The 10,563-nt window shown below is 70.4% G+C and carries 18 protein-coding genes; 6 read left to right on the plus strand and 12 right to left on the minus strand.

The window, feature by feature from the left end; translation table 11 throughout:
- A partial coding sequence (locus H7965_RS26620; protein WP_186773575.1) for a Crp/Fnr family transcriptional regulator occupies positions 1-359 on the plus strand: 359 nt, incomplete at its 5' end.
- Positions 360-545: 186 nt separating this feature from the next.
- Here H7965_RS26620 and H7965_RS26625 read toward each other — a convergent pair.
- The 7 genes from H7965_RS26625 to H7965_RS26655 are packed head-to-tail and all read right to left on the minus strand — an operon-like array spanning position 546 to position 4,291.
- The gene (locus tag H7965_RS26625) at positions 546-1,499 is read right to left on the minus strand and encodes a phage tail tube protein (protein ID WP_186773576.1); all 954 of its coding nucleotides are present in this window, start codon (positions 1,497-1,499) and stop codon (positions 546-548) included.
- A 21-nt stretch (positions 1,500-1,520) separates the two neighbouring features.
- The gene (locus H7965_RS26630) at positions 1,521-1,967 is read right to left on the minus strand and encodes a hypothetical protein (protein ID WP_186773577.1); all 447 of its coding nucleotides are present in this window, start codon (positions 1,965-1,967) and stop codon (positions 1,521-1,523) included.
- Complete coding sequence (locus H7965_RS26635) at positions 1,964-2,689, minus strand: DUF6441 family protein (protein ID WP_186773578.1); 726 nt, start codon at positions 2,687-2,689, stop codon at positions 1,964-1,966. Before H7965_RS26635 ends, H7965_RS26630 begins: the two co-directional genes overlap by 4 nt.
- Before the next feature lie 4 nt (positions 2,690-2,693).
- Positions 2,694-2,993: a hypothetical protein gene (locus H7965_RS26640; RefSeq protein ID WP_186773579.1), complete on the minus strand. Its 300-nt coding sequence runs from the start codon at positions 2,991-2,993 to the stop codon at positions 2,694-2,696.
- Positions 2,994-3,003: 10 nt separating this feature from the next.
- Complete coding sequence (locus H7965_RS26645) at positions 3,004-3,312, minus strand: head-tail joining protein (RefSeq protein WP_186773580.1); 309 nt, start codon at positions 3,310-3,312, stop codon at positions 3,004-3,006.
- Positions 3,309-3,947 carry a structural protein gene (locus H7965_RS26650; protein ID WP_186773581.1) on the minus strand — a complete coding sequence of 213 codons (639 nt, stop codon included), beginning with the start codon at positions 3,945-3,947 and terminating at the stop codon, positions 3,309-3,311. Before H7965_RS26650 ends, H7965_RS26645 begins: the two co-directional genes overlap by 4 nt.
- Positions 3,944-4,291: a DUF2190 family protein gene (locus H7965_RS26655; protein WP_186773582.1), complete on the minus strand. Its 348-nt coding sequence runs from the start codon at positions 4,289-4,291 to the stop codon at positions 3,944-3,946. The genes H7965_RS26650 and H7965_RS26655 overlap by 4 nt, the downstream gene beginning before the upstream one ends.
- Positions 4,292-4,326: 35 nt before the next feature.
- On the opposite strand from H7965_RS26655, the gene H7965_RS26660 reads away from it, so the two are divergent.
- A complete protein-coding gene (locus H7965_RS26660; RefSeq protein WP_186773583.1) occupies positions 4,327-4,770 on the plus strand; it encodes a hypothetical protein in 444 nt (147 codons plus the stop codon).
- Positions 4,771-4,775: 5 nt separating this feature from the next.
- On the plus strand, positions 4,776-5,009 hold the full coding sequence (locus H7965_RS26665; RefSeq protein ID WP_186773584.1) for a GDCCVxC domain-containing (seleno)protein: 234 nt from the start codon (positions 4,776-4,778) through the stop codon (positions 5,007-5,009).
- 16 nt (positions 5,010-5,025) lie between these two features.
- On the opposite strand, the gene H7965_RS26670 is transcribed toward H7965_RS26665, so the two are convergent.
- Together H7965_RS26670 and H7965_RS26675 are read right to left on the minus strand one after the other, a co-directional pair.
- Positions 5,026-7,080, minus strand: a complete 2,055-nt coding sequence (locus H7965_RS26670; RefSeq protein ID WP_186773585.1) for a prohead protease/major capsid protein fusion protein — start codon at positions 7,078-7,080, stop codon at positions 5,026-5,028.
- Between the two features lie 8 nt (positions 7,081-7,088).
- Positions 7,089-7,331: a hypothetical protein gene (locus H7965_RS26675; RefSeq protein ID WP_186773586.1), complete on the minus strand. Its 243-nt coding sequence runs from the start codon at positions 7,329-7,331 to the stop codon at positions 7,089-7,091.
- 9 nt (positions 7,332-7,340) lie between these two features.
- Between H7965_RS26675 and H7965_RS26680 the strand changes: the two genes are divergently transcribed.
- Positions 7,341-7,745: a hypothetical protein gene (locus H7965_RS26680; RefSeq protein WP_186773587.1), complete on the plus strand. Its 405-nt coding sequence runs from the start codon at positions 7,341-7,343 to the stop codon at positions 7,743-7,745.
- Between the two features lie 46 nt (positions 7,746-7,791).
- Here the strand turns inward: H7965_RS26680 and H7965_RS26685 are convergent, their stop codons facing one another.
- From H7965_RS26685 to H7965_RS26695, 3 genes are read right to left on the minus strand one after another with little or no spacing between them, the layout of a single operon-like run.
- Positions 7,792-9,267: a phage portal protein gene (locus H7965_RS26685; protein ID WP_186773588.1), complete on the minus strand. Its 1,476-nt coding sequence runs from the start codon at positions 9,265-9,267 to the stop codon at positions 7,792-7,794.
- On the minus strand, positions 9,267-9,503 hold the full coding sequence (locus tag H7965_RS26690; RefSeq protein ID WP_186773589.1) for a phage head-tail joining protein: 237 nt from the start codon (positions 9,501-9,503) through the stop codon (positions 9,267-9,269). The genes H7965_RS26685 and H7965_RS26690 overlap by 1 nt, the downstream gene beginning before the upstream one ends.
- A gap of 13 nt (positions 9,504-9,516) precedes the next feature.
- Positions 9,517-9,990, minus strand: coding sequence for a terminase gpA endonuclease subunit (locus H7965_RS26695; protein ID WP_456308203.1), 474 nt, complete (start codon positions 9,988-9,990; stop codon positions 9,517-9,519).
- Here H7965_RS26695 and H7965_RS26700 point away from each other — a divergent pair.
- Both H7965_RS26700 and H7965_RS26705 read left to right on the plus strand, forming a co-directional pair.
- A complete protein-coding gene (locus H7965_RS26700) occupies positions 9,926-10,087 on the plus strand; it encodes a DUF2924 domain-containing protein (RefSeq protein WP_186773590.1) in 162 nt (53 codons plus the stop codon). The genes H7965_RS26695 and H7965_RS26700 overlap by 65 nt on opposite strands.
- The coding region (locus H7965_RS26705; RefSeq protein WP_186773591.1) for a recombinase family protein at positions 10,080-10,563 on the plus strand (484 nt) is incomplete at its 3' end. The genes H7965_RS26700 and H7965_RS26705, both read left to right, overlap by 8 nt.

The following is a 10,563-nucleotide window of genomic DNA, read 5'->3' on the forward strand; positions in this document are numbered from 1 at the left end:
GCTACGCCATGGCCTTCAGCGTGCAGGTCTCGCAGACCGCGGCCTGCAATGGGCGCCACCACATCGAGGATCGGCTCGCGCGCTGGCTACTGATGGCGCACGACCGGTCCGAGGGGGCCGCGTTCCCAATGACCCACGAGTTCCTCTCCATGATGCTCGGGGTGCGCCGTGCCGGGATCAGCGTCGCCGCCGGCATCCTGCAGAAGGCGGGCCTCATCGAGTACGCTCACGGCCGGATGGAAATCACCGACCGACCTGGCCTCGAGGCGGCTTCCTGCGAATGCTATGGCGCGGTCAGAAGGACCTGTGATCGCCTGCTTGAGCAGCCGGGGAGCGTCAAGGCGCCCTGCTGGCGCTGAAGGCGCGTGCGCCGGAGGTCCGCTTTCCGTCCGACCCGCTCAGCCGAGCTCGGGGGCGCATCGTCTGCTTTCAGGAAGCTTGGCGCACCCAGCAGATGACCGACATGGGCGCAAAGCCGCCATTCGCAGCACCCATCGCCAACGCCCCGGTCGTGCCTGAAGCCGGCCTACTATGCCGACCGGAAATTAGGCGTACTCCGTCCCCGCCTGCTGGTTTTTCAGCTGCGCTGTCATCATCCGCGTTGCCGTCGCGTTGAACGCGGCGCGGAAATCGAAGCTGGCCTCCACCCCGGCTGGCCCTTCGATCGGAGTCTTGGCCAGAGCCAGGTAGACCTCGTGCAGCGTGATGGTGAGGCTGCGGTTGGCATCGATGGTGAAGGCCAGCGCGAACTCCGCCCCAGTGCCGGCCTGCGCCTGGGTGAGCAGCGTGGTGTTCTCGAAGCGGACCGTGATCTGGCCGGTGCACCGGGCAATGCCGGGATCCACACCCTCGACGCGGCGATCGGCGCGGATGGTGCGCACCGCCTCCATGCCGTTGGCATAGGTGAGCCGCGCGCCGGTGACCTGCGCCAGCGCCGACCCGCTGCGGGTGATGGACCCCTGCGCCTTGTTGAAGGCGGTGTAGGCGGCACTGGTCGGCGTACCGCCGGAGGTCGCACCCGTGCGCACCGACCCCTGACCCAGCAGGCCGAAGGTCGCCGTCGCCGCGCCGGTGGGCGTGAAGTCCATCTCCAGCGTGTCGGCGCGGACGCCGGTGCAGACGTCGAAGGAGGGCACGTCCGGATAGCCGATCTCCATCGCGTTGCTGGGCAGTGAGGCCGCGCCCGAGCCGAAGGTATGGATGAAGTTGGTGGTGCCGGTGGTGGTGGGCGCGCCGAGCAGCAGCCGCAGCCAGTGGCCGATGTTGATGAGATCGACCGGCACCACCGCCTGGCCGGCGACCGTCACCGTGTCCAGGAAGGGCGCGGCCGGGTCGCGGTTGCTGCCCACGCCGATGACGTCGGCATCCAGCAGTGGTTGCTCGGCCCCGAGATCGCAGGACAGGAACGGTATGCGCCGCCAGTTGCTGCCAGGGGCTGTGCCGTAGGTGGTTTCGGGCAGCATGAGCAGGCGGCAGTTCGCGCCGATGGCACGGGGCATGGGCTTTCTCCGGGAAGGGGATCAGGCCAGCGGCGAGCCTGCGACGGTGAACCAGAGGGTGACGGGGATGGCGGCGGCGCGGGCCGCGGCCGCGCCCTCGAACTCGACATCCTCGAAGGACACGCTGCCGGGCTGCGCCCATTCCACAGCCTCGCCGAGGGTGCGGTGGGCGATAATGGCTGCCGCGATGTCCACCAGCAGCGCATCCAGCAGGGTGTTGCGCGCGGCCGGCGTGGCACCGGCGGCAGTGATCTCGACCTCGGCGCGATGTTCAATCTGCCAGGCGAGCGGGGAGAGGATTGGCGTCTCCTCGACCGTCTCGCCGTCACGGACCACGACTATGCCGCCCGGTGGGATGCGCTGCGGGATGGTCTCGCCGCGCAGCACCAGCGGCGCCGAGTTCCGAACGGCGAGCGACGTGACGAGCCGGCTGTGCAGCGCCGCGATGGCGGTCTCGCGCGCGCTCACGCTGACCTCCCGCTCTCGCGCTCCCAGGCCGCCACGAAGCGGCCAGGCAGGCGACGCAGCCCGCACTCGGCAGCACCGCGCACGTCGAGCCGCTTGGCCAGCTTCACCTGTGGCAGCAGCAGGAACATCGGCACCATCCCCTGCGCCAGCAGCCCGCGCGCCCAGGCCTCGCGGCCTTTGCGGTTGGCGGTGCCGACCTCCGTGACGCCGCCCGCCACCAGCCGCGTGCGCCGCCGCCGGCCGGTCTGCTCGCCCTGGCGCAGCGGCAGGCACCACACGAAGCCCCGGCCCGACTTGAAGGGCCGCAGGAAGGCCTGGCCGGAGGCGACCATCTGCGCCGGTGTCACGCGCATGCCCTTCTCCCCGCGCCCACGGCGCCCGCGCGCCGCGTTGAATCCGGTCGGGATGGCCAGGAACTGCCGCCCGCCCTTGGCGCGGATCAGTGCGCCGCGCTCGAAGGCGTCGATGACGTTGGGCACCTTGGTGAAGACCAGCCCGGCCGGCCGCAGCGACTGGCCGCTCCGCGGGAAGATCATCGACCGCCAAGCGTTGGCGACGCCCCGCGCATTGCCCGAGAAGGCCGTCGTGACCTGCCGGCGCAGCTCAGCCTTCACCTGTTCGGTCTCCGCGCGGATTGTCGACATGGCCGCGCGCTCGCCGGCCCGCACTTCCTCCGCCAATACCTTGCGCAGGTCGCCAACGATGCTGGCTCCGAGCCGCATCGGCCTACGGCCCGCCCATGCGGCGGTTCAGCACCCGCAGCAGCAGATCATGCAGCGCAGCGTAGCCGAGCGTGCCGGCCAGCCAGGCCACGGCGAAGAGCCACCAGCCGTCGAGCTCGAAGGCATGGGCGATGAGCCAGGCGCCGGTGCCGAGGCTACCGCCGGCCAGCGCGTGCAGCAGATAGGCGCGGGTCAGCAGCGGTCGGTCGGCAGAGGAGAAGCGCGCCATCGCCCCGAGCGCGCCCAGGGCGCCGGCGAGCAGTGCCTCGCCGACGATGCCGCCGATGCGTTCGGGGTCGATCATGGCGGTACTCCTATCGGCGGCAGAAGACACGCCAGGCGATGCCGGCGGCGTCGCGCTCGGCGTGCTGGACGGTCAGGGTGTCGGACCCGAGGGTGAAAGTGTCGTCGGCGTCCACGGCTGGCAGCACGGCCATGGCGACGGTCAGGACATCGCTGACCTGGATGACGCTGGTGCCAAAGGCGTCGCCCAGCCGATCCGGCACAGAGCGGACGACACGGATCAGGACCGGAGCCCCGGTCCCGCCCGCGCGATAGGTCGCCTCCGAGCCGATGTTCGGATCCGCCGCCAGCGCGTCCATGGCCGCGGCGAAGGCGCTCACGCTGGCCGCCGCAGTCGCCAAGCGAGCATGCCGACCACCGCCGCCACGATGACTGCGATGGCAACAGCCGGTGCCAGCGTGCCCAGCGCCTGGATGGCTGGTGCGGCCTGCGCCATGGCAGTGGCGATGCCCGCCGCGCCCACCAGCACCGCGCCGCGGCCGGTGCCGGTGGCGGCAGCGACCTCCCGCAGCGTCACCGGTGGCGCCGGCGGCACGCCGGCCAGGGTCAGCGCGCGATCGATCACTGCTGCCGGATAGGTCAGGCCAGCGCATTCATGGTGGATGATGGCCTCGACGAGCGGGCGCAGGTGATCGTGCCGATGCAGGTCGATCGCATCATCCGGCCCGACGCCGATGCGCCGCGCCACCACCGCGATATAGGCCCCGGTGTCATTCTCCACCTTTGGCGCCCACCGCTCGATGATCGCCCGCGGCGTCCGCAGCTTGTGTCGGTCCTGGTAGGTGATCAGCAGGGCGGCCAGCGCGCGGATGCCGAGCTCATGGCTGGTGAAGCGGCAGAAGCGCCCATCCGAGGGCGGCTCAGCCAGCCCCTGCCACTTGTTGGCAGGGACGTGCTCAATGTTGCCCGGGTTCCGGTTGCGATAGCCCCGCGTGGCCTTCGGATCGAGGCTCATGTGCCGGACGCCGGAACGCGCAGCAGCACGGCGCGGACGGTGGTGTCGGCGGCAAGCGCCGCCGCGGTAGCCATCCCCACCTGGAAGTTGCCGGTGGCCGTGGTGGTGAGGCGTCGGTTGGTGTTGTCCCAGAAGAGCCGCGCCCCAGCGGTGATGGCCAGCGCCGGCTCCTTGGCGATGTCGAAGACGCCCTTGGTTTGGCATTCGATGATTTCGTTCTGCACGCCATCGACAGCCGCGACGCCAAAGAGTGCACCAACCAGCACGCCCTGACCGGAGGTGACGCCGCCCGCATAGGGGACCGCGAGCGCCAGGCTGTCGCCGGGCTGCACGTAGTTGCGCATGGGAAATGCTCCAATGATGCTGTGGTGGTGTGGGGGTGCTGCCCAATGGCGAGATCAGCCGAGAGGGCGTAACTTTCCGGCATGGCAGGCCGAACGCCTGGGTGGAGTTTCAGGAGAATTCGGTGGAGAATCCGTCCCCAGGGGCAGCTCGAGCCCTCAGTGCAGCCGTGCTGGCTGTTGGCGGCCTTGCCGCGACACTGGCGGCGGCCGCGTGCTGTGCGCTGCCCGTTGTATTCGCCACTCTTGGAATTGCGGGTGGCGCCTGGATGCTGGACATCGCCGTAATAGCTGGACCTTGGCAGCGGCTACTGTTGTGGGGCGGCGCAGCGGCCCTGGTCGTTGCCCTATTTGTTGCTCGGGAGCGGAGTGCGCCGCATTGCGCCGAGGACGTGTGCGCCAAGGCGGCCTTTCGGGTGCCGCTACTCGCCATTGTCATGCTTGGTGGCGGGCTGGCGGGCCTCATTGTGGCGGCGGGCTGATCCAGATGTCCGCAACCTTGATCTCGACGATCCACTGCCCGCATTGCGGGCACGACCAGCAAGAGACGATGCCGACCGATGCCTGCCAGTGGTTCTACGACTGCAAGGGCTGCGGCGCGGTCCTGCGCCCGAAGCCCGGCGACTGCTGCGTCTTTTGTTCCTATGGCGACGTGCCATGTCCGCCGATCCAGGACGCTCGCGCCGAGGGCCGCGACAGCAAGTGCTGCGGCGCTCCCTGACGCGGGCGCGGAGTGATTATGTCCCCGGGTTGAACCAGGCGCCGCGCCAGTCGATGGCGCCCACGCCGAAGTCGAAGATAACGGAGACCTCGACACCATCCACGCCCTGGACGTTGCCGGTGGTGACCTGCGGCCCCTCGGCGCCGTTGAGATAGCCGTAGACGTAGACCGGTGCCGCCATCGGATCCGAGAACAGGTACCAGCGGTTGTTCGGGATCAGCGGCTCGACCAACGGCTGCACGAAGCCGGCATAGACGTTGGCGTTGCTGGTCTGGGTGGCCTGGACCGAGACGGTGAGCTGGCGGGCGGCGAGTTCCTGGTTCGGCCCGACCAGCAGGCGCATCTGCGCGCCGACCGCGATCGGCAGCCCGTCGAGAGTCTTCTGGCGCATCACCGCGGCACGGCCGAGGGCGAGGTTGGGCAGGTCGAGCGCGGTGCCCGCATTGGCCTTGTTGACGCGCGCGGCGCCGGTCGCGAACACCGGCGCGCTGCCGGTGGTGAGGGTCGGGCCGTCGCCGCTGGCCGAGTTCAGCAGGCCGTAGGCCGTAGCGTTCTCGAAGTCAGCGATGCGCCGGCCGATCATGCTGGCGAAGTCGGTGAAGGCGCCGAGGTCGTCATTGACCAGCATCTGGCGGGTGACCCGGATCCGCCGGGCGAAGGTGCTAAGGTTTACCAGCTCCTGGCTCTCGGACATGGTGCCGGCCTGGACCTCGCCGTTCTCCGACAGGGGCAGCAGCGTCGGGAAGTCACCGACCCGCAGGTGGCGATGAGGCTTGAAGTCCCTGAAGTCGCGGCGGAGGAATAGCGTTCGGTAGGTCGGCTGCGCCGGGGCATAGGCCGCCAGCAGCATCTTGTTGGCCGCGGCCGAGAGCAGCGCGGGGAAGTCGCTGGTGGTGTGGAAGGCGCGCTCGGCCAGGATGGTCGGGTTGCGCGGGATGCTGCGTTCGCCGCGGACGCGCAGCAGCTCGCCGATCATGTCGGAGGGGCGCCAGCCCATGAACTCGCTGTGGCGGCCGGCGGCGGGCGCCTGGTAGCCGGGCATGGTGCGGGCGGCCAGCGCCTCGGCCATGGCGTCGAGGATCTGCGCCGGGTCGTCATGGGCGGGGCCGGTTTCAGGGCGCGCGGGCATGGAGGGGCGCACCCCGCTGCTGGTGAAGGCGTCCCACAGCCGGCCGCGCAGCACCTCGGGGGAGATGAGCTCGCGGATCGCCGCCTGGCGGAGATCGTTCACCTGCGTCTCCAGCAGCAGGCCGCGGGCGGCGGCCAACACCGGCTCGTAGCCGGCGATGCGCTCCACCGCGGTGCGCTCCGCCTCGGCCCGGATGGCGTCCAGATCGGGTGCCTGAGGGGCGGCACGGGTGGGTTCGGGGGGGGCAGCCGGTAGCGCGGGCGGCGCCGGTGCGGGATCCGGCACAGCCGGCGTCGTCTCGGTCATGGGTGGTTCCTCGATCAGGGCAGGTTCGATGGCGGTGGCGGGGGTGCCCTGGTCCCCCTCGCCACGGACGACGGCGGCCGCGTCCACGGGGACCGGCACGATCGAAATCTCGTAGGGTTCCCAATCCACCGCGCGGTGGATGGTCTGGCCGGTGGCGGCATCCGGACGCGGCTCGTAGCGATGCACGCGGTAGCCGACGCTCACGGACTGCAGCGTGCCGTCAGCCACGCGCTGCCAGACCGGCTCGACGTCATCGGCGCCGCTGAACTGGAGCGTGGCGTAACCGCGGCCGGCCTCGAGGCGCGCGGCGGTGACGCGGCCCAGCACGTCGCGCGTGCCGGCACGGCGGTGGGTGTCCAGCACGGGCGCACGCCCGGAGCGGAGCGCGTCCATGCGCACCGCCTCGGGGCGCATATCGAGCTCTTCGAGGATCGACCCATAGGGCGGCACGAAGTTGCGGGCGCGGGCCCCGGTGGACCACACCACCTCGACCGTGCGCGCCGCGCGATTGACCGTGACGGGCGCGGCCAGGGCACGGCACGCGGTGATCGACTGCCCAGCGGTGGGCATTCGATCCGGCGCAGCGTCGCCACCCGCCGCAGGGGTGCCCCCGCTCGGCTCAACTGGTTCGGTCATGCTATGTCCTACGACTGCAACGGAGCGTCGGGCCGCTGCGGTGCCGCGGCACCGGTGGCGGCGATCTCGATGGCGGCAAGCTGGGCGGCGTCCTGGGCGGAGCCGGACTTGGCGACGCGGCAGGGGTCGGTGTCGAAGGCGAGGCCGGCATCCGGAAACGAGCGCCAACGCCGGACACCTCTCGCGTTGGTGTTCGGGTCGCCGGCAGCCTCTCCCGGAAAATGCTCGCAAGCTATGCTGCAGCGCACCATGTGTTGCTTATGAAAATGATTCCGATGATGCAGAAAAACCCGTTCATGAGTGCCTGGCTGAGCGCCGCCAATTCCTACGCCAGTACAGGACGCAGTATCTGGATGGCGGAAATGCATCGTCAGCAGACAGCAATGATGACCGACTTCAGCAAGCAAATGGCGCGTTTCTGGACAGGCGCTTGGACGGCCCAGCCCGCTCCCCGCCCGGCCTCTCCGGAACTCGGCACCGCGAACCTGGGCGCCACCATCGCTGAAATTGCCCCCGCTTCCAGGCCGGAAGCCCTTGGCAACGCTGATTCCCAGCTCTGCACTCCGGTGGCGCGCCGTACCGCTGGTTCGGCGAAGCGCACTGCTGGCCCAGCAAAGAAGCGCACTGCTGCCCCGGCAAAGCGGAACACCCGTGCAGTCCGCTGAAGCCTGACCGGATGTTGGAAGCAGAGATGACGCCGCGGCTGTCTTCTCAAAGCCTTGCGGTGGTCGGCCTGACCGGTGCCGCTGCACCGGTCGCCGCAATCTCGACAGCCGCCAGTTGCCGCGCGTCCTGGGCGGCGCCGCTCTGCGCTACCCGACGTGGGTCGGTGTCGAGCGACAGCCCGGCATCATCCAGCAGGGCATTGGCCTCCCGGATCATCTCCACTACCTGGCGGAAGTCGTAGCCAAAGGCGCCGACCGCCTCGGGCTGCGGCACAAAGCCGGCGCGGACCTGGGCGATGAGCGCAGTGGTGTCCTTGAGCGGGTCGATCATCTCATGCGCCGGCGGGACGTGGCTGACGCCGTCCGGCACCTCGGCGCCCCAGAGGCCGAGCAGCGCGCCCTGCTGGTGGAAGCGATCCGCGATCGGCCGGACCAGCATCGGGATCAGCATCCCGTACTGAACCTGCTCGCAGAGCCGCCGAAACTCGATCTTGCCAGCCCGCAGTGAGGAGTAGTTCGCCTGGGTGAGGTCGCCGGCGACCTGGTCGTAGGTGAGGCCAGTGCCCACCGCGGACGCCTCCAGCGCGCGGCGGGCGAAGGCGGCATGGCTGCCGCCGCCGGACGGGTTCACCACTTCCACGGATCCCATGCCACGGCGATACAGGATCATCCCCGGCTCGAAGCTCTCGACGGTGCGGCCCTGCGCATCGCGCAGCAGCCCCGACGTCGGCCCTGTCATGGCCTCGTCGCCGTCCTCGGAGACGACGGCCGCGAGGCACGCCTCGATCTTGGCCTTCATCAGCAGGGCGGCCTCGTAGTCGCCCAGATCGCGCAGCCGGGTCAGCACTGGAGCGAGCCAGGAGACGTCCCGCAGCTGGCCGGGCCGGCGCTTGCGGTAGATGTGCAGCACGTCGCGGGCCGGCACGCGCTGGCTGCTGAGCCAGGTCGCACCACCCGGCAGAACCCAGGACGCGCCGGGGTGCACGCGATGCAGCCAGTAGCCGACCGGCTCACCGGCCTCACCGAGGCCGATGCCCTGGAGGGTGGGGACGCCGTCGAGGACGCCCTGCCGCGCCGCGTCAAGGTGGTCGCTCTCCAGCACCTGGGGCCGCAGGCCGATCGGGTTGGCCGGCGTGATGTCGGCCGGCAGCAGGCGGACGAAGCATTCGCCGCTTTCGACTACCGCGCGCATGACCAGCGCCTGCAGGCCGTAGAGGTCGAGCCGTCCCTCGGCGTCGCAGGCGGTGCTGTCGGACCAGCGGCGCCAGGCCTCGGCGTGGGGCTTGTCCGGCCAGCGGGTGGTGATGCCGGCGCCGACGGCGTTGCCGGTCCAGAGATCAACGATGCGGGCTGCATAGGGATCGTTGCGGACGGCATCGCGGGCACGGCGTGCCACGGTGGGCGCGGCGGCGCCGACCTCTGCCGTGGCGCTGCCCCCCGAGGCTGCCCAGGTCGAGGCGCGGCTGTCCTGTGCTGCGGAATAGCCGCGCAGGGCGTGCCAAGCATCACGAAGACGCCCCATCACTTGGTTCCCCCGCGAGAGAAGCTGGCGAAGGTCACGTTGGGCCGGCGCGCGGCGCTGTTCTCCGCGGCGTGCAGTACCGACAGCGCCCGGCCGAGCTCATCCAGGGAGCGGTACTCCACCGTGCGGCCGTCGAAGGTCACGCGCGTGGTGCCGCCGGTGATGGCGGCGGCCAGCACGGCGGCGCGTGTGCCGTCAGGCTGGGTGAGTGCCCAGGCGAGGACGATCGGATCCATGGTCGTCCTCCTCTCAGCGAAGCCAGCCGTTGCGTGGCGCGAGCCAGCCCCGCGGGCGTGTTGTAGTCGCGGACGCAGCAGCATCGGTTGGAACCGGTGCTGCCGGCTCAACCGCCGGGAGCGACAGCGCATCCGCCATCCGCGCCCAGCGCCCGTCGCCCCAACCGTCCATGCCGAGTGCAGCAGCGGCGGCGCGGGCATAGACCCGGCAGTCCAGCGCTTCGTTCCGCTCGCGCGTCTTGACCCACTCCAGCCGGCGGAAGCCGTTGCGGCCGGCGCGCGCGACAAACTGCTCGGCGGTGAGCTGGCGGCAGAATTCCTCGCCGGCCACGTGCAGCGGCAGGTGCACGAAGCCGGGCGGGAACGGATCGCCGCTCTCCGCCGTCGGCCGTTCCAGCTTCAGCCAGCCATAGGTCTCGCCCTTGAGAAAGGACGAACCCACCGGCCAACGCTTCGCCTCGCTGTCGGAGGTCGCCCGCCATATCACCGGCGCGCACTGGTCCGGGCCCCGCTTCTTCGGCTTGAGGCGGGGAGAGGGCCCCCCCTCCCCGCGTCCCGCCCAGGCCCCAGCCGTCCATGCGTAGCCGCCGGGCCTCCGGCCAGCCCATCAGCCGGGGCGGCCTTCGCTGCGCCATCTACACCCGGAAGTCATCAGAGGAGGGGCTGGAGCAGGAGTTCAACTCCCTCGATGCCCAGCGCGAGGCCTGCGAGGCCTACATCCGCAGCCAGCGCCACGAGGGCTGGACCCTGCTGCCCGCCCGCTACGACGATGGCGGCCTCTCCGGGGGCACCATGAACCGGCCGGCCCTGCAGCGGCTCCTTGCCGATGTCACCGCCGGCCGCGTCGATCTGGTGGTGGTCTACAAAGTCGACCGCCTGACCCGCTCGCTGTCCGATTTCGCCAAGATCGTCGAGGTGCTCGATGCGCAGGGCGCCTCCTTCGTCTCGATCACCCAGCAGTTCAACACCACCACCAGCATGGGCCGGCTGACGCTGAACATGCTGCTCTCCTTCGCGCAGTTCGAGCGCGAGGTCACCGGCGAGCGCATCCGCGACAAGA

Source organism: Siccirubricoccus deserti (genome assembly GCF_014283215.1).
Classification (GTDB): domain Bacteria; phylum Pseudomonadota; class Alphaproteobacteria; order Acetobacterales; family Acetobacteraceae; genus Siccirubricoccus; species Siccirubricoccus deserti.